Here is a 17,122-nt window from a genome sequence, read left to right as displayed (position 1 = left end):
ACTCCTTGCACCGCTTATTCCGAGAAGCACGCATGCAGACATTTTTCATCGCGCCGACCGACTTCGGCGTCGGCCTGACCTCCATCAGCCTGGGCCTGGTGCGCACCCTGGAGCGCGCCGGGCTCAAGGTCGGCTTCTTCAAGCCGATCGCCCAGCCGCACCCCGGCGACACCGGCCCGGAGCGCTCCAGCGAACTGGTCGCCCGCACCCATGGCATCAAGCCGCCGACGCCCCTGAGCCTGGGCCATGTCGAGCGCATGCTCGGTGACGGCCAGCTCGACGAACTGCTCGAACAGATCATCCGCCTGTACCAGCAGGCCTGCGTCGGCAAGGACGTGGTGGTGGTCGAGGGCATGGTGCCGACCCGTCACGCCAGCTATGCCGCCCGGGTCAACCTGCACCTGGCCAAGAGCCTGGACGCCGAGGTGATCCTGGTATCGGCGCCGGAAAACGAGGTGCTCAGCGAGCTGTCCGGTCGCGTCGAGCTGCAGGCCCAGCTGTTCGGCGGCCCGCGCGACCCGAAGGTGCTGGGGGTGATCCTCAACAAGGTGCGCACCGACGAAAGCATGGCCGACTTCGCCACGCGCCTGCGCGAGCACTCGCCGCTGCTGCGCGGCAACGACTTCCGTCTGCTCGGCTGCATCCCCTACCAGGCCGAGCTCAACGCCCCGCGCACCCGCGACGTGGCCGAGCTGCTCGGCGCCCAGGTGCTCAACCCCGGCGACTATGACCAGCGGCGCATGAGCAAGATCATCATCTGCGCCCGCACCGTGGCCAATACCGTGCCGCTGCTGACCTCCGGCACCCTGGTGGTGACGCCGGGCGACCGCGACGACATCATCCTCGCCGTGTGCATGGCGGCGATCAACGGCGTGCCCCTGGCCGGCCTGCTGCTGACCAGCGACAGCAAGCCCGACCCGCGCATCCTCGAGTTGTGCCGCGGCGCCCTGCAGGCCGGCCTGCCGATCCTGTCGGTGAGCACCGGCTCCTACGACACCGCCAACCAGCTCAACTCGCTGAACCGCGAGATCCCGGTGGACGACCGCGAGCGCGCCGAGTTCATCACCGACTTCGTCGCCAGCCACCTGGACGCCGCCTGGCTGCACCAGCGCTGCGGCACGCCACGCGAGCTGCGCCTGTCACCGGCGGTGTTCCGCTACCAGTTGATCCAGCGCGCCCAGCAGGCCAACAAGCGCATCGTTTTGCCCGAGGGCGCCGAGCCTTTGCTGGTGCAGGCCGCGGCCTTGTGCCAGGCCCGGGGCATCGCCCGTTGCGTGCTGCTGGCCAAGCCCGAGGAAGTGCAGGCCGTGGCCCGCGCCCAGGGCATCAGCCTGCCGCCGGACCTGGAGGTGCTCGACCCCGAGGTGATCCGTGGCCGCTATGTCGAACCCATGGTGAACCTGCGCAAGAGCAAGAACCTCAACGCGCCGATGGCCGAGCAGCAGCTGGAAGACCCGGTGGTGATCGGCACCATGATGCTGGCACTCGGTGAAGTCGACGGCCTGGTCTCGGGCCTGGTGCATTCCACCGCCAACACCATCCGGCCGGCCTTGCAATTGATCAAGACCGCGCCAGGCAGCAGCCTGGTGTCCTCGGTGTTCTTCATGCTGTTCCCCGACCAGGTGCTGGTCTATGGCGACTGCGTGATGAACCCGCACCCCAGCGCCGCCGAACTGGCCGAGATCGCCCGGCAGAGCGCCGAGTCGGCCGAATCGTTCGGCATCGCGCCACGGGTGGCGATGCTCAGCTACTCCAGCGACTCGGCGGCCAGCGACGAGGAGGTGGAGAAGGTCCGCGAGGCCACGCGCCTGGCGCAGCAGGCCGAGCACGACCTGCTGATCGACGGCCCGTTGCAGTACGACGCCGCCGCCAACCCCGAGATCGCCCGACAGCTGGCGCCGTCGAGCCCGGTAGCCGGGCGCGCCACGGTGTTCGTGTTCCCTGACCTGAACACCGGCAACACCACGCACAAGGCGGTGCAGCGCAGCGCCGACTGCGTCAGCCTCGGGCCGATGCTGCAAGGGCTGCGCAAGCCGGTCAACGACCTGCCGCGCGGAGCGCAGGTGGACGATATCGTGCACACCATCGCCTTGACCGCGATCCAGGCCAGCACCGTGCGCTAAACAGCAAAGGGCCGCCATGCGGCCCTTTGCTCATCAATCCTCCGGCGAGCGCCGCCGCCCGGTCACCATCGACCACGGCAGATTCTCGCGCAGGCGCACGCTCTCCACCAGCGCCGCCAGCAGGTGCACGCAGACCAGCGCCAGCAAGCCATCGGCCAGCAGGCTGTGCAGCGTCTCCAGCCACTCGGCGCCCCAGAAGGCATCCACCTCGAGCATCATCCAGCCGCTCACCCCCAGGCTGGCGATGCCGAGCATCATCCACACCATCACCAGCGCGCCGATCGGCGTGTGCCCCATGCGGTGGTAACGCTCGCCGCGCCACAACGCCCGGGCATGCGCCCGCAACCGCGACGGGGTGGGCCAGAAGTCGGCCCAGCGCGCGCTGCGCGGCCCGACAAAGCCCCACACCAACCGCACCAACAGGCAGCCGCACGCGTAGTAGCCCAGCCACTGGTGCCAGTCGTCACCGGCCTCGTTGAAGCAGTAGTTGGCGAAGAACACCAGCGCCAGCGACCAGTGACTCACGCGCAGCAACGGATCCCATAGCCGCACGCTTGCCGTCACTTGTGGATCTCGGTCTTGACCGCCTTGCCCGTCACCGGGTCGTGGTAGATCTCGACCTTGCGCCCATCCTTGTCGAAGCCGTAGATCTCGTAGCAATTGCCTTTGGTGACCTGGAACTTGTTGATCTTGTAGCCCTGCTCCTTGAGCTGGGCCTGGAACTTGTCGGCATCCTGCCAGGTGCTGCGGTCGGCGCTGGTGCATTCGGTCCTGGCGAACGCACCGGCACTGGCCAGCAGCAGGGTGAGGGCGATCACTGAATGGCGCATGGTCGGCAACTCCGTTCAGGTTGACTGGAAACCGCACTGTGACCGGCCAAGCTTAGTTCTGCGCGAATGAAGGCACCGCGCCGCCCCGATCATTCATTTGAATTTCGGATCAATGGCAAAGAAAAACAAACTTCTCAAATAAGCCCCGGGCGCGGATGCTGTGACGATCACGCTCGTATCCTGGAGAACAACAATGAACGAAGTCGTCATCGTCGCCGCCACCCGCACTGCCATCGGCAGCTTCCAGGGGGCCCTGGCCAACGTGTCCGCCGTGGAACTGGGCGCCGCGGTGATCCGCCAGCTGCTGGCCCAGACCCAGCTGGACCCGGCCCAGGTCGACGAAGTGATTCTCGGCCAGGTGCTCACCGCCGGCGCCGGGCAGAACCCCGCCCGCCAGGCCGCCGTCAAGGCCGGCCTGCCCTACGAAGTGCCCGCCCTGACCCTGAACAAGGTCTGCGGCTCGGGTCTGAAGGCCCTGCACCTGGCCGCCCAGGCCATCCGCTGCGGCGATGCCGAGGTGGTGATCGCCGGTGGCCAGGAGAGCATGAGCCTGGCGCCCTATGTGATGCCCTCGGCACGCACCGGCCAGCGCATGGGGCACGGCCAGCTGGTCGACAGCATGATCAGCGACGGCCTGTGGGACGCCTTCAACGATTACCACATGGGCATCACCGCCGAGAACCTGGTGGACAAGTACGGCCTGAGCCGCGAGCAGCAGGACGCCTTCGCCGCCGAGTCCCAGCGCAAGGCCGTGGCCGCCATCGAGGCCGGCCGCTTCAAGGACGAGATCACCCCGATCCACATCCCGCAGAAAAAAGGCGAGCCGCTGGTGTTCGACACCGATGAACAGCCACGCCCCGGCACCACCGCCGAGTCTCTGGGCAAACTGCGCGCCGCGTTCAAGAAAGACGGCAGCGTCACCGCCGGCAACGCCTCCAGCCTCAATGACGGCGCCGCCGCGGTGCTGCTGATGAGCGCCAACAAGGCCAAGGCCCTGGGCCTGCCGGTACTGGCCAAGGTCGCCGCCTACGCCAGCGCCGGCGTGGACCCGGCGATCATGGGCATCGGCCCGGTGTCGGCAACCCAGCGCTGCCTGGACAAGGCCGGCTGGCAGCTCGCCGACCTGGACCTGATCGAAGCCAACGAAGCCTTCGCCGCCCAGGCGCTGGCGGTGGGCAAACAGCTGGAATGGGATGCGGCGAAGGTCAACGTCAATGGCGGCGCCATTGCCCTGGGCCACCCGATCGGCGCGTCGGGCTGCCGGGTGCTGGTGACCCTGCTGCACGAGATGATCAAGCGCGATGCCAAGAAAGGGCTGGCGACCCTGTGCATCGGCGGCGGCCAGGGCGTGGCGCTGGCGATCGAGCGTTGAGCTGAAGGCCTATCGCGGGCCCGCTCCCACAAGGATTACCTTCGTGGGAGCGGGCTTGCCCCTACCCTTTCAGAAGCGCTCGTCGCGCAGCGCCGGCAAGGTGATGTCGCGCACATAGCTGGCCGACGACAGGTTCAGCATCATCCGGCACACCTGCACCACATCGTGCAGCGGGATCAGCGAACCCTCGCCACGCCGTTCGGCCTCGGCCAGCGGCACGTCCAGGCCATCCTCGGTGTTCAGGTAGCCCAGGTTCAGGCAACTCACCCCCAGGCCCTGTTCGCGGAAGCCTTCGCGCAGGCTTTCGGCGATGCCGCGCAAGCCGAACTTGCTGGCACCGAAGGTCACCTCCGGGCGACCACTGCCCGGCAGGCCGGAGGTGGAGCCGGTGAGGATGATCCGGGGTCGGGCACTCTGCAGCAGCAGCGGCAGCAGGCGCTTGATCAGCAGCAGCGGCGCGGTGATGTTGGTGTCGACCATGCGCTCGATCTGCGCCTCGTCATCATCGAGGAAGCTGTAGCCTTCCTCGAAGGCCCGCGTCTCCCAGATGCCGACGTTGTACACCAGCACGTCCAGCCCACCGTCGGCCACCGCCTCATGGATGATCGTCGCGGCCTGGCGCGGCTGGCCAAGGTCGGCCTCGATCCACTGCGCCGCGCCCGGCAACGCCACCGGCCTGCTACGCGACACACCAATCAGCGTATCGCCATGCCCACCCAAGCCCTGCACCAGCGCCTGGCCCAATCCCTTGCTTGCACCGACCACTAGAATTCGCATCGAATCACTCCCTATGGACTGCGCCGGATAGTACCCTGCCTGCCCCAGTAATTCAGTCGGAAATGCCAGGCCGCCCGTGAACAGAGAGCAACTCGAGCAAAACCAGATCCCCCTGTACTTCATCGCCGTGGTGCTGGCCGCCGTGCTCGGCCTGCTCGTACCCAGCACCGCCGGCGCGCTCGAAGCGCTGGTGACTCCGGCCATCGCCGTGCTGATGTACGCGATGTTCCTGCAGATCCCGTTCCTCGACCTGCGCGCAGGGCTTGGCAACCGGCGCTTCATGGGCGCGCTATTGCTGGCCAACTTCGTGCTGGTGCCGCTGCTGGTATGGGCTGGAACCCGTGGGCTGGTCGAGCACCCCGCCGTGCTGGTCGGCGCCCTGCTGGTGCTGCTGACGCCGTGCATCGACTATGTGGTGGTGTTCACTCACCTCGGCAAGGGCGACGCGCGCCTGACCCTGGCCGCCACGCCCGTGCTGTTGCTGGTGCAACTGGCGCTGCTGCCGCTGTACCTGGCGTTGATGCTCGGCGGCGCCGGCCATGTGGAGATTTCCGTGGCGCCATTTGTCGAGGCCTTCGTACTGCTGATCGCGCTGCCACTGCTGCTGGCCGTCGCCACCAGCGCCGGGGCACGGCGCTCTGCAGTGGTTTCGAAGTGGAACGGCGCCTGGGCCTGGCTGCCGGTGCCGGCCATGGCCCTGGTGCTGATCGCGGTGATCGGCTCGCAGATCGGCGTGGTCGCCAGCCGGCTGGACGACCTGCTGCCGGTAGTGCCGGTATATGTCGGCTTCGCTTTGCTGGCGCCGCTGCTCGGGTGGTTTGCGGCGCGGCTGTTCAAGTTGTCCACAGGCGAGGCGCGGGCGGTGACCTTCAGCGCCGCCACGCGTAATTCGCTGGTGGTGCTGCCGTTGGCGTTGGCGCTGCCTGAGTCGATCCGGGCATTGGCAGCGGCGGCGGTGATTACCCAGACGCTGGTGGAGCTGGTCAGCGAGCTGGTCTACGTTCGCGTCGTGCCGAGTTTGGTACGGGCCGCTCATTCAAGCTGATGTCGTCGGGGCCGCTTCGCGCCCCTTTCGCCGGCAAGCCGGCTCCCACTCCGACCGCGCTGCTCTCAAGCCAAGTGCCATCCCTGTGGGAGCCGGCTTGCCGGCGAAAGGGGCGCGGAGCGGCCCCACAATGCTCAGCCCAGTTGCACCCGCCATTGACCGTAATGGCTGAAGCGCAAGCAGGCCAGGGGCTGCACATCTATGCGGTGGAAGGATTGCAGAGGCGCGCCCAGCGCATGCAGCATTGCGGCGCGAATGACGAAGGGGTGGGTGACGGCGATCCATTCGCCCTCGCCCAGGACGCTGTCCATCCAATGGGCAACACGCTCGCACAGCGAGGCCAGCGATTCGCCGCCGTGAGGCGTGGCATGGGGGTCACTCAGCCACGCCTGCAACGCGGCCTTATCCAGATGCTTGAGCGGCTGACCTTTCCAGGTGCCCAGGTCGCAATCGCGCAGCCCCTCATCAACCGTCGCCCTCAGGCCCTCGGCTGTTTGCCGGGCACGCAGCTCAGGCGCGCTGAGGTAGCGGACCGCCGGTTCAGGCACAAGCGAAGGCAATTCCAGCAAAGGCTCGCCATCCTGGGCGAAGCGCCCCACCCTTTGCGCCTCGGTGCGGGCGTGGCAGATCAGGGTGAGGTGGATGGGCTTCATGGCAGGGCTTCGGCAGGAATGTCCGGGCACTCTAGCCGAAGTGTGGGGAACATGCGCGGGCCCTGCCAACCCCACTATCAGGCCGAAGCGCGCAACTCGCGGGCAGCGGCGACCATGTTCACCAACGCCGCCTCGGTCTCCGGCCAGCCACGGGTCTTCAAGCCGCAATCCGGGTTCACCCACAACCGCTCGGCCGGAATCCGCTGGGTGGCCTTGCGCAGTAGCTTGACCATCTCTTCCCTGGCGGGCACCCGCGGCGAGTGGATGTCGTACACGCCCGGGCCGATCTCGTTCGGGTAAGCGAACTGCTCGAACGCCTCCAGCAGTTCCATGTCCGAACGCGAGGTCTCGATGGTGATCACATCCGCATCCATCGCCGCGATCGACTCGATCACATCGTTGAACTCGCTGTAGCACATGTGGGTGTGGATCTGCGTCTCGTCCCGCACACCCGAGGCACACAGGCGAAACGCCTCGGTGGCCCACTCCAGGTAGCGCGGCCAGGCGCTGCGGCGCAGCGGCAGGCCCTCGCGGAAAGCGGCTTCGTCGATCTGCACGATCTTGATGCCGGCGGCCTCCAGGTCCAACACCTCGTCACGCAGCGCCAGCGCCAGCTGCTGTGCCTGCACCTCGCGGCTCACGTCCTCGCGTGGGAACGACCACATCAGCATGGTCACCGGGCCCGTCAGCATGCCCTTCATCACCTTGCGGGTCAGGCCCTGGGCGTAGGTGATCCAGGCCACGGTCATCGCCTTCGGGCGGCTCAGGTCACCGAAGATCACCGCCGGCTTCACGCAGCGCGAACCGTAGCTCTGCACCCAGCCGAAACGGGTGAACACGTAGCCGTCCAGCTGTTCGGCGAAGTACTCGACCATGTCGTTGCGCTCGGCCTCGCCGTGCACCAGCACGTCCAGACCGAGGTTTTCCTGGATCTCAACTGCATGGCGAATCTCGCTGTGCATGGCCTCGAAATAGTCGGCCTCGGTCAGCGTGCCTTGCTTGAACGCCTGGCGCGCCAGGCGGATGGCCGCGGTTTGCGGGAACGAACCGATGGTGGTGGTCGGAAACGCCGGCAGGTTGAGCCCGGCGCGCTGCTTGACGATACGCTGCTCGAAAGCGGTGGCGCGCTGGCTGTCGGCTGGTTTGATCGCGGCGACACGGGCCTGCACCGCCGGCTTGTGAATCCGTGGCGAGGTGGCGCGGCTATGCTGCACGGCGCGGCTCTGCGCCAGCGCCGCCAGCACCTCGTCGCCCTCGGGCTGGTTCAGTGCCTTGGCCAGCACCGCCACTTCCTGGCACTTCTGCACGGCGAATGCCAGCCAGCGTTTCAGTTCGTCATCGAGCTGGTCTTCACGGGCCAGGTCCACCGGGCTGTGCAACAGCGAGCACGACGGTGCCACCCACAGGCGATCACCCAGGCGCTCGTGGGCGTGCCCCAGCACCTCCAGCGCCTTGTCCAGGTCGCAGCGCCAGACGTTGCGGCCGTTGACCACGCCCAGCGACAGCACCTTGTAGGCCGGCAGGCGGTCGAGGATGGTCGGGTACTGATCCGGGGCACGCACCAGGTCGATGTGCAGGCCATCGACCGGCAGGTTGGCGGCCAGGCCGAGGTTGTCTTCGAGGCCGCCGAAGTAGGTGGCGATCAGTTTTTTCAGCGGGGCGCGCTGGAGGATGTTGTAGACCCGCTCGTAGGCGTTCTTCCAGTCCTGCGGCAGGTCGAGGGCGAGGATCGGCTCGTCGATCTGCACCCACTCCACGCCCTGCACCGCCAGGCGGTTGAAGATCTGGTCATACAGCGGCAGCAGGCGGTCGAGCAGGTCGAGCTTGTCGAAGTCGGCGCCCTTGGCCTTGCCCAGCCACAGGTAGGTCAACGGGCCAATCACCACCGGCTTGACCGCATGGCCCAGGGCCCTGGCCTCCTCCACCTCTTCGAACAGCTGCTCCCAGCTCAGGGCGAATTGCTGGTCGGCGCTGAACTCGGGGACCAGGTAGTGGTAGTTGGTGTCGAACCACTTGGTCATCTCCTGGGCGTGGGCACCACCGCAGCAGCTGTCGCTTCGGTCTGTCGCCACGGCGCCTCGGGCCATGGCGAACAGGGTCTGCAGGGTCGGCTTGGCACCGTCCTTGGCACGGAAGCGTTCGGGGATCACGCCAAAGGTCAGCGAGTGGGTCAGCACCTGGTCGTACCAGGCGAAGTCGCCGACCGGCAGCAGGTCGATGCCGGCATCCTTCTGCAACTGCCAGTGGGCGGCACGCAGCTCACGGCCCACGGCGCGCAAGCCGGCTTCGTTCAGCTCGCCCTTCCAGAACGCTTCCTGGGCTTTCTTCAACTCACGGTCGCGGCCGATGCGTGGGAAACCCAGGTTGTGTGCCAGTGCCATGTCGTGGTCCCTCGATCCTTTTTAAAATGAATGAGGGAGATTCTGGGCTGAGGGTTAATGTGAGACAAACTCATTAAATTTGAGATGAACTCAAGATTTGCTCATAGTGCCTTTTGGATGCCGTCGGCTCGGGCCCATATGTCTCAATCAACACATTCCCCCGCGCATTCAGACATGCCAAAGCCGCCCACCTGTCGCACACTGCCACCCTGCCTCAACCCGGTAGCCCACACCCCATGAGCCTGCTGAAAACGACCCTGGACGCCAACGCCTTCGCCTGCATCCTCGAGTTCGTGCCCAAGCCCAGCGCCGAGCGCTTCGCCACCCTCGACACCCTCATGGCCCGCACCCAGCTGTGCGGCTGGCCGCTGACCGTGGCCATCGGCGACCGCGTTGGCAGCGCCCTGGACATGTCGCCGCTGGACGCCTTCAACAGCCTGGCCGAGCCCGTCCCCGCCCTGCTGCACTTCTCAGGCAAGGACCGCGAGCGCCGTGAGCTGCTGGCGCAATTGCAACGCATGGACGCCGCCGGCCTCGACCAGCTGCTGCTGCTCACCGGCGACCGCCTGCCCGGCCACGTCCCGGGCGAGCGCCCGGTGCGCTACCTCGAATCGGTCGCCGCCCTGCAGATCGTCCGCCAGGCCCGCCCGCACTGGCTGCTGGCCGCCGCGCTCAACCCGTTCAAGTACCAGGAGGCCGAAGGCGGCGCGCAGTACAGCAAGGCTGAAAAGAAACTCGCCGCCGGAGCCGACCTGTTCATCCTGCAGCTCGGTTTCGATATCGATAAACACCAGGAAGCCTTCGACTGGATGCAGCGCCAGCCCCGCCCCAAGCCGCTGATGGCCTGCATCATGGCGCTGACCGAGGGCCGTGCCGGGATGCTCGAGCATGTCGCCGGGGTGACCGTCACGCCATCGATGCGCGCACTGCTGGCCGCCGAGGCTGCGGTTTCCAAGACCTACGCCAAGGAGCGCGCCAACCAGCGCCTGGCCTTGCAGGTGATCGGCCTGAAATTGATGGGCTATGCCGGGGTGCACTTGTCCGGCATCCACGAGGTGGCGCAATTCGAGGCACTAGAGCAGGCCATCGAGGTGCTGGAACCGCAGTTCAGCTCACTGCAGGACTGGGCCCCGGCCTGGGAAGCAGCCTGGCAGGCACCTGGCCTGACGCCGGTCGCCTTCCACCCACCCGGGCACGCCTGGCGCCTCGGCCAACGGCAGATCACCGCGTCCAACAAGGAAAAGGTTCGCTATCACCTACTGTCGGCGATGCACCATCAACTGTTCAGCCGCACCACCGCCTTGAGCAAGGCCTTCGGCTGGGCCGTGACCCGGCCGCTATGGGCCAACCCCACGGCAGCGCAGTGGCTGCACCAGCTGGAACGGCGTATCAAACGGCCGATGGTGGGCTGCGATACCTGTGGCAGTTGCCGGCTGGAGGACACGCTGTATATCTGCCCCGAGACCTGCCCCAAGGGGCTGGCAAACGGGCCGTGCGGCGGCACCAGCCTGGATCGTTGCGAGTTTGGCGATCGGGAATGCGTGCACAGCGCCAAGTACCGGCTGGCGGTGAGCGTGGGCAGGACCGAGGTGTTGCGTGAGCGGCTGATTCCCTGTGTGCAGGTGGAGAACCGGCAGCGTAGTTCGTGGCCGGGGTGGTTCGAGACGACTACTACCCGTCAACCCACCCAAAACCGCAGCACCACTCCCAAATTCAATGAATGAGGGCTGGCCCACGTAGATAGGGCGTCGCAATCACAAGATACATCCGGCAACCGTCCCGATGAGGCCAAGCCCTGCCCAAACCCGGACAATAGCCTGCAAGCCCACAACGTATCCTCAACACCTACACTAGCCGTTTGTCATACGTATAAATATGCGCATTGATATACGCATAATTAAGCGAACCATTCACTCACTTATCGTGTGTGAAGCCGAGGAACTCCAAATGACTGGCCTACTGACCCGAGCTGAACAGGCAGTGTCCGCCACCACCATGGCCCGGACGTTTGGCGCACGCTTGAAGGAAGTGACCAGCGGGGATGCCACTCACCTGGTCATCTTCAAGGACAACGAACCCGCTGCGGTCCTGATGGGCGTGCAAGCCTACCAGGCCATGCTGGACGAGCTATCCGACCTGCGTGCCGAACGTCTCGCCACCGAGCGCCTGCGCAGCCTCAATGAAGAACACACCGTGAGCCTGGAGGACATGGAGGCTCGCTTCAGGTAGAAGCACATGGTCTGGACTGTCAGGTTTCATCCCGAGATAGAAGACGATCTCCTGCAGCTTGGCCGCGCCGAAGCTCAGCGGGTCCTTAAAGTCGTACGCGAGCGCATCGCTCAAGGTGAGCCCGATAAACTCGGCAAACCACTAAGGGGTACGCTTGCAGGATGCCGACGAATACGGACAGGGGATATACGTATCGTCTGTCGCATCAACGGTACAGAAGTTGTGCTGGTGCTCTGTAGTGGCGCCAGGCGCGATGACGAGGTGTATGACGCTGCCAATCGCCGTATATGAGCCCTGCAAGAGCAGGAAGAACGGGGCAGATTACTGTTCCCGCCCATCAACGGCAGCAACAGTGCCAGGCAGTGCCCCCCTGGCCGGCAACCACACGGTGAAGGTAGTGCCATAGATCGCATCCGAACGCATGCCAATCCTGCCGCCATGCGCCTCGGCAATCTGCTTGACGATGAACAAGCCCAGGCCCACCGAACGCAGCGGATCCTCGCGCTCGCTGCCTCGCGTCATCGGCTCGAACAGCGTCGGGATCACCGCTTCAGCAATGGCCGGCCCGTGATTGTGAACGCTCAAGGTCGCGCCTTCGTCCGTCAGGTCGGTGGTCACGGTGATCGGCAAGCCCGGGTCGCCATAGGCCACACTGTTGGCGACCAGGTTGCCAAGCATCTGCTGCAAGCGGTCCTGGTCCACTTCGAAGGTGCCATGCCCGCGCGAATAATGGCGAATACCGGCCTGGGCGAAGGCCACCCTGAGCTCACTCACGCATTGGTCCACCGCCTGGCGCAAATCGACCTGCTGACGCGTCACGCGGATGCCCTGCCCTAGCCTGATCGAGGCGAAGTCCAGCAGGTCGACGATCATCCGCTGCGCCCGGTCGGCGGCACTGCCGATGCTGCCCAGCAAGCGCCGGGCCCGGTCGCTGTCGGCATCGCGTTCGAGCAGTTCGGTCGCCATCTTGATGGCCGTCATCGGGTTCTTCAGGTCATGGCTGGCGACCGCGACCATCTGCTCGGCGAGGATGGCGCGGCGCTCGGCGTTTTCATAGGCAGCGGCAAGTTCGGCCTGTGCCCGTTGCAGGGCGGCCTCGGCGCTGACCTTCTGCGCCAGCAGCTCTTCGGCGCGCTGCATGGCCACGAGCGCCGCCCGTTCGTTGCGGTCCCGCTCGCGGGTGCCGAGCAGCGCCAGGTGGTAGCGCACCCCCTCGGCGGTTTCACGCCGCACCCCGTTGAGCAGCATGGCCAGCAGGTGCCCATCACGGTGACGCAGCTCAAGCTTCACCTCCGACACCGAGCCCTGCAGGTTCATCAACGGCCCCCAGTGCGTGAGCTGGAACGCCCGCCCCGCAGCCGTCAGCAACTGATCGAAACTGCGCGCCTGCAACGCCGCCGGGTCATGCCCCAGCCACTGGCTGAACGTCTGGTTGCAGCGCAGCACGGTGCCATCCGCGGCCATGACGACCAGCCCGCACGGCGCGTGCTCGAACAACGACTCATCGAACAGCAAGGCGGCGTCATCCATGGCCGAACCCATGCTCGGCAAAGAACGCATCCATCGCCGCCGCGCAGGCTCCCGGGGCGCTCAGCTGCGGGTAATGGCCCATGTTGTCGATAAGGCTAAGCTGGCTGTCGGGGAGCACGCGATGCAGGTACTCGCCCACGGCCACAGGCACCACCGGGTCGCCCGTGCACTGCACGATCAGCGTCGGAACTGGCAGGCCGCAGACCTCCTGGCGATGGTCGGAGAGGAAGATGACCCGGGCAAAGTGCCGGGCGATCTGCGCGTCGGTGCGGCAGAAACTGCTGGTGAGCTCCGCCTGCAGCAGCGGTTGCCCGGGCGTGCCCATCAGCGTCGGGGCCATGGAACTGGACCAGCCGAGGTAGTTGTCATCGAGGGTGGTGAGCAGCGCCTGGATTTCCTCCGGCGCAAAGCCACCGGTGTACTCCGCCGAATCGATGTAGCAGGGCGAGCCGCCGATCATCACCAGCCCGGCAAGCCGCCCAGGCCGCTGCCGCTCCGCCAGCACACCGATCATCGCACTCACCGAGTGCCCTACGACGATCACCGGCCCCTCGGCATAAGCGTCGATCAGCTCGTTGAGGTCCGTGGCATAGCCCCAGAGCGACGCATATTTTTCCGTCGTGTAGGCCGCAAGGTCGGACTGGCCGGCACCGACCAGGTCGTAAGTGACCACCCGAAAGCGGGTGACCAGATGAGGCAGCAGGCAGCGCCACATCGACTGATCGCAGCCGAAGCCGTGCGACAGGATCAAGGTGGTACTGCCGCCCCCAGCGATGTGCACGTTGTTACGCTTTTGCAGGGTCATTACCTATCCCGATGTCGTGCAACGTTGTGCTGAGCAGTGCCGAGCGGTGCATGCTGCGGGTGAGAATGGTCGAGGCGCGCCCGCGCTCGACATGAGGGGCAGGCCGGGTGTTTCCAAGGTGATCTGGCTGACACCATACGCGATATGGGCGGGAAGAGCGCGGATTTTGCGTACAAAGGCGTCACACGTCCTTGGCTTGCGTGGAGCGGCCTTGTGTCGCGAAAGGGCTGCAACGCAGCCCCGGTGATCTGTTGCATCCGATCGATCACCGGGGCCGCTGCAAGGTCTTGCGCTGCCGGGGCTTAGAACGCCCAATCCAGGGTCAGGCCGACCCCGTGGCTCTTGTCGCGGCTGCCCAGCAGGCCGTTGTAGTCCAGGTTGACCCGGGCCTGGCGCCCAACGGCGATGCCGGCCCGCGCACCGACAACCGCCGCATCGCGGTCCAGCGACAACGCCTGGACCTTGTAGGTATCGCCCTGGCCGGCGAAGGCCAGGTGCTGGTCAGCCCCGGTGGAACTCAGGTTGTGCTGCCAACCCAGGGTGGCGGACAGCTCCAGCGCCTGGCCGCTGGACAACTGCAGTTGCTTGCCGACGCGCATGCCCAGGGTCGAGAGCCAGGCATCGCGGTTATCCTCGCCGCCCTTGAGCGCCGCAGCGCCGCCATGCTCCTTGAAGCTGTCGCTGGCGATATGCACATACGCCAGGTTGGCGAACGGCTCCAGCGCCACGCTCGGCAGTTCGACCTTCCAGGCCGCCTCGCCGAACACCTGGGTGCTCTGCGCATCGCGCTTGCTCTTCTGGCGATCGCTGACCTCGTTGTACTGCAGTTCGCGCTTGGTCTCGATGCGGTGCCAGCTGTGGCTCGCGCCCGCGCTCAAGCGCATCTGCTCCAGCTCCTTGCCGGCATAGGCGCCCAGGTGGTAGCTGTCAACGCTGGCCGAGGAATGACGGCCATCGCCCATGCTCAGCGAACTGTCGCTGTAGCCGGTGAAGACGCCGACGCGGCTGTCCTCGCTCATCTGCCCGTCGACCCCCAGCAGCACGCCGCCAATCGAACTGCTGTAGCGCGCATGTCCGGAATTACCGTCGGCCTTGCCCCAGGCGCCCAGGGCCTTGACCCACAGGCCATTGTCCTGGCCTTCCACGCCCTGCAGCCGGGTACGCTCGCCCACGGCGTCGCGCAACTGGCGGCTGTCGTTGAGCAGCAGGTTACCGACCGCCGGGTGGATTTCGCCGGACAGCTGATCGAATGCCTGCTGGGCGCTGGCGGCATCGGCCGACAACAGCAGGCTCTCGTAGACCGGGTTGCCCGCGCCGAGCCGATCAGCCGCCGCGGCCACCGAACGCTGGTTGGCGGTAAGGCCGACACTGGCGAACGAGGTGGCATTACGCTGCACCGCCAGCCGCACCCCACTGCCGGTATACGCCAAGCCACCACCGAGGAACAACGCGTTGGACTGCACTTGGGCAAAACTGCCTTGCACGCCGCCTGCGGCATCCAGGATGTCGAACTGCCGCCCCACCAGGCTGGTGGCTTGCTGGGACTGCAGCGAAACGCCAGGGTTCTGCAGGTCCAGGGCCAGGTTCGCACCGCCCACGGCTATCTGGCCATCGCTGACCAGACGGTCGCTGCCCGTACTGTCCACTTCCACCGCATAGGTCGAACCCGGCTGGAAGGTCACGTCGGAAGCCACGCGCAAGGTACCGATGGAGTTACCTGGCGCCACCACGCCGCCACGGCTGACCACCAGCGCGCCGATCCGGCCGTTGCCGCCCAGCACGCCACCGTCGTTGACCGTCACCGTCGATTGCAGCGAACCATTGACCGCCAGCCGCCCCTGGTTGACCAGGGTCGGGCCGGAGTAGGTGTTGTTGCCGCTGAGCACCAGGGTGCCGATGCCCTGCTTGGTCAGGCCGCCATGGCCGGAAATGTCGTTGCTCCACAGGTCAAGCCCACAGCTCAGGCCGTTGCAACGCCGCTCAGTGGGCCTGCCGGCGTCCACCAGCGCGCCGACACCCGGCAAATCAGCCACGAACTGGCTCGGCCCGTAGCCACCAGCGATGCGGAACTCCTCGGGGATATCCTGCTCGGTGACCAGCATCGCCGGGCCGCGGATACCTTTGTCGAGGTTGATCATGCCCCAGCCGTACAAGGCATCGATGCCCGGCGCGCCCATGTCGGTGGCGGTGGTGCGCAGCACGCTGGCGATCTGCGCGCCGCTCATGTACGGGAAGCGCTCCATCAGCACCGCCGCCGCGCCGGCGGCATGGGGCGCGGCCATGGAAGTACCGTTCTTGTTGGCGTAGCCCTGGGTCAGGTCGGCCAGGCTGGTGCCGCCAATCACCGCGCTGTAGATGCGCGTACCGGGGGCCGAGACGCAGAAACTTGCGGTATAGCCGCAACGGGACGAGAAGGTGCTGATGACGTAAGGGTTGGCGCTGCTGGTGTCGGGATTCTGTTGCAACGCCGCCACGGTCATCCAGTTGGGGGCGATCTCCGGGACGAAATAGCCCAGCCCGGCAATCGCATCGGGGTTGTTCAGGTTGTAATCGTTGCCGGCGGCGAAAATGGTCAGCACACCGCTGCGTGCAGCGGCGATGGCGCCGTCATAGGCGCCGCCAGGCAAGGTACCCAGCAGCGGCTGGATCTGCGCGAACTGCGCCCGGGCATCATCCACGGTGAAATGCGGGAAGTCCGGATTGCGCCCACCCTTGGCGAAGCGATCGGTGATGCCGATGCCCCAGCTGTTGTTGATGATCCGCGCGCCGCTGTTCACCAAGCTGTCCCAGCCGGCCTTGTACACCGCGCCATCGTTGCCCAGGACAATGCCATCCTCGGGGCCGGGGTCGCCGTTGTCGGCGCTGATGATCTGCGCATCGAAGGCAACGCCATGCATCTCCACGCCGTCACGGTTGCCGGCGGCGATGCCGCCGACGTGGGTGCCATGGGAGCCGAGCTGGCCATCGGAGCCCACCGACGGGCTGCCGTCGTAGCGGAAGGCATCGCCGGCCTTCACCGGGATGTAGGGGTCGGTGTACTGGCGGATGCCGCTGGTGACCATGGTGACGATCTTGTCCTTGCCGGCGAACTCGGGGTGCGGGGCGTAGACCGGCTGGTCGAAGATCCCGAGCTTTACGTCCTTGCCGCTGTAGCCGGCGGCATAGGCGCTGTCGGCGTTGATCGCCCCCAGCCCCCAGTCGGCCTTGAATTCGCTGCTGCGCCAACTGCTGGCATCACCCTGGCGCCCGCTCTCCACATAGGGCGCGGCCTGGGCCGTGCCCAGCAACGCCGCCCAACCCACCAATGCCCGCCCCAGTGGGGCCAGGGCCCAGCCCTGCCCGCGTGCGCTGTCATCCTTTTTGACGTGCTTCACTAC

Annotated in this window: 14 protein-coding genes; 6 read left to right on the top strand and 8 right to left on the bottom strand. The window is 66.3% G+C overall.

The features are described 5' to 3' along the window. Positions 1 to 32: 32 nt before the first annotated feature. Positions 33 to 2,123 carry a phosphate acetyltransferase gene (pta, locus tag CCOS191_RS04415; RefSeq protein ID WP_038706799.1) on the top strand — a complete coding sequence of 697 codons (2,091 nt, stop codon included), beginning with the start codon at positions 33 to 35 and terminating at the stop codon, positions 2,121 to 2,123. Positions 2,124 to 2,156: 33 nt separating this feature from the next. On the opposite strand, the gene CCOS191_RS04410 is transcribed toward pta, so the two are convergent. Together CCOS191_RS04410 and CCOS191_RS04405 are read right to left on the bottom strand one after the other, a co-directional pair. Continuing rightward, the gene (locus tag CCOS191_RS04410) at positions 2,157 to 2,687 is read right to left on the bottom strand and encodes a cytochrome b/b6 domain-containing protein (protein WP_046854199.1); all 531 of its coding nucleotides are present in this window, start codon (positions 2,685 to 2,687) and stop codon (positions 2,157 to 2,159) included. Further along, the gene (locus CCOS191_RS04405) at positions 2,684 to 2,953 is read right to left on the bottom strand and encodes a PepSY domain-containing protein (protein ID WP_046854198.1); all 270 of its coding nucleotides are present in this window, start codon (positions 2,951 to 2,953) and stop codon (positions 2,684 to 2,686) included. Before CCOS191_RS04405 ends, CCOS191_RS04410 begins: the two co-directional genes overlap by 4 nt. Before the next feature lie 193 nt (positions 2,954 to 3,146). Between CCOS191_RS04405 and CCOS191_RS04400 the strand changes: the two genes are divergently transcribed. Then, positions 3,147 to 4,325 (top strand): acetyl-CoA C-acetyltransferase, encoded by a 1,179-nt coding sequence (locus CCOS191_RS04400; protein ID WP_046854197.1) that lies wholly within the window; start codon positions 3,147 to 3,149, stop codon positions 4,323 to 4,325. Between the two features lie 69 nt (positions 4,326 to 4,394). On the opposite strand, the gene CCOS191_RS04395 is transcribed toward CCOS191_RS04400, so the two are convergent. Further along, entirely contained in the window at positions 4,395 to 5,102 is a 708-nt protein-coding gene (locus tag CCOS191_RS04395; RefSeq protein ID WP_046854196.1) for an SDR family oxidoreductase, read from the bottom strand. 76 nt (positions 5,103 to 5,178) lie between these two features. On the opposite strand from CCOS191_RS04395, the gene CCOS191_RS04390 reads away from it, so the two are divergent. After that, positions 5,179 to 6,147, top strand: coding sequence for an arsenic resistance protein (locus CCOS191_RS04390; RefSeq protein WP_046854195.1), 969 nt, complete (start codon positions 5,179 to 5,181; stop codon positions 6,145 to 6,147). A gap of 134 nt (positions 6,148 to 6,281) precedes the next feature. On the opposite strand, the gene CCOS191_RS04385 is transcribed toward CCOS191_RS04390, so the two are convergent. Both CCOS191_RS04385 and metE read right to left on the bottom strand, forming a co-directional pair. Next, a complete protein-coding gene (locus CCOS191_RS04385; RefSeq protein WP_046854194.1) occupies positions 6,282 to 6,800 on the bottom strand; it encodes a histidine phosphatase family protein in 519 nt (172 codons plus the stop codon). Positions 6,801 to 6,877: 77 nt separating this feature from the next. Further along, the gene (gene metE, locus CCOS191_RS04380; protein WP_046854193.1) at positions 6,878 to 9,181 is read right to left on the bottom strand and encodes a 5-methyltetrahydropteroyltriglutamate--homocysteine S-methyltransferase; all 2,304 of its coding nucleotides are present in this window, start codon (positions 9,179 to 9,181) and stop codon (positions 6,878 to 6,880) included. 236 nt (positions 9,182 to 9,417) lie between these two features. On the opposite strand from metE, the gene CCOS191_RS04375 reads away from it, so the two are divergent. From CCOS191_RS04375 to CCOS191_RS27020, 3 genes are all read left to right on the top strand, one after another. Further along, a complete protein-coding gene (locus tag CCOS191_RS04375; RefSeq protein ID WP_046854192.1) occupies positions 9,418 to 10,905 on the top strand; it encodes a methylenetetrahydrofolate reductase C-terminal domain-containing protein in 1,488 nt (495 codons plus the stop codon). A gap of 271 nt (positions 10,906 to 11,176) precedes the next feature. Further along, on the top strand, positions 11,177 to 11,410 hold the full coding sequence (locus CCOS191_RS04370) for a Phd-YefM (protein ID WP_082120504.1): 234 nt from the start codon (positions 11,177 to 11,179) through the stop codon (positions 11,408 to 11,410). A gap of 6 nt (positions 11,411 to 11,416) precedes the next feature. After that, positions 11,417 to 11,701 carry a type II toxin-antitoxin system RelE family toxin gene (locus CCOS191_RS27020; RefSeq protein ID WP_082120356.1) on the top strand — a complete coding sequence of 95 codons (285 nt, stop codon included), beginning with the start codon at positions 11,417 to 11,419 and terminating at the stop codon, positions 11,699 to 11,701. Between the two features lie 30 nt (positions 11,702 to 11,731). Here the strand turns inward: CCOS191_RS27020 and CCOS191_RS04365 are convergent, their stop codons facing one another. The 3 genes from CCOS191_RS04365 to CCOS191_RS04355 all read right to left on the bottom strand — a co-directional run bounded on the left by CCOS191_RS04365 (position 11,732) and on the right by CCOS191_RS04355 (position 17,071). Beyond that, positions 11,732 to 12,970, bottom strand: coding sequence for a PAS domain-containing sensor histidine kinase (locus CCOS191_RS04365; RefSeq protein WP_231867470.1), 1,239 nt, complete (start codon positions 12,968 to 12,970; stop codon positions 11,732 to 11,734). Continuing rightward, a complete protein-coding gene (locus CCOS191_RS04360) occupies positions 12,933 to 13,745 on the bottom strand; it encodes an alpha/beta fold hydrolase (RefSeq protein ID WP_046854190.1) in 813 nt (270 codons plus the stop codon). The genes CCOS191_RS04365 and CCOS191_RS04360 overlap by 38 nt, the downstream gene beginning before the upstream one ends. Positions 13,746 to 14,047: 302 nt before the next feature. Further along, a complete protein-coding gene (locus tag CCOS191_RS04355; protein ID WP_156177735.1) occupies positions 14,048 to 17,071 on the bottom strand; it encodes an autotransporter serine protease in 3,024 nt (1,007 codons plus the stop codon). Positions 17,072 to 17,122: the final 51 nt, after the last annotated feature.

The organism is Pseudomonas sp. CCOS 191 (assembly GCF_001007005.1).
Taxonomy (GTDB): domain Bacteria; phylum Pseudomonadota; class Gammaproteobacteria; order Pseudomonadales; family Pseudomonadaceae; genus Aquipseudomonas; species Aquipseudomonas soli.
Note: the sequence above shows the minus strand (reverse complement) of the source record. Positions and strands in the feature narration are given on the sequence as shown.

Bases quoted from the DNA above. Each gene is read 5' to 3' on its own strand.
- CCOS191_RS04360 (WP_046854190.1), bottom strand. From the start codon at position 13,745: ATGACCCTGCAAAAGCGTAACAACGTGCACATCGCTGGGGGCGGCAGT.
- CCOS191_RS04400 (WP_046854197.1), top strand. From the start codon at position 3,147: ATGAACGAAGTCGTCATCGTCGCCGCCACCCGCACTGCCATCGGCAGC.
- pta (WP_038706799.1), top strand. From the start codon at position 33: ATGCAGACATTTTTCATCGCGCCGACCGACTTCGGCGTCGGCCTGACC.
- CCOS191_RS04365 (WP_231867470.1), bottom strand. From the start codon at position 12,970: ATGCGTTCTTTGCCGAGCATGGGTTCGGCCATGGATGACGCCGCCTTG.
- CCOS191_RS04395 (WP_046854196.1), bottom strand. From the start codon at position 5,102: ATGCGAATTCTAGTGGTCGGTGCAAGCAAGGGATTGGGCCAGGCGCTG.
- CCOS191_RS04370 (WP_082120504.1), top strand. From the start codon at position 11,177: ATGGCCCGGACGTTTGGCGCACGCTTGAAGGAAGTGACCAGCGGGGAT.
- CCOS191_RS04405 (WP_046854198.1), bottom strand. From the start codon at position 2,953: ATGCGCCATTCAGTGATCGCCCTCACCCTGCTGCTGGCCAGTGCCGGT.
- CCOS191_RS04385 (WP_046854194.1), bottom strand. From the start codon at position 6,800: ATGAAGCCCATCCACCTCACCCTGATCTGCCACGCCCGCACCGAGGCG.
- CCOS191_RS27020 (WP_082120356.1), top strand. From the start codon at position 11,417: ATGGTCTGGACTGTCAGGTTTCATCCCGAGATAGAAGACGATCTCCTG.
- metE (WP_046854193.1), bottom strand. From the start codon at position 9,181: ATGGCACTGGCACACAACCTGGGTTTCCCACGCATCGGCCGCGACCGT.
- CCOS191_RS04375 (WP_046854192.1), top strand. From the start codon at position 9,418: ATGAGCCTGCTGAAAACGACCCTGGACGCCAACGCCTTCGCCTGCATC.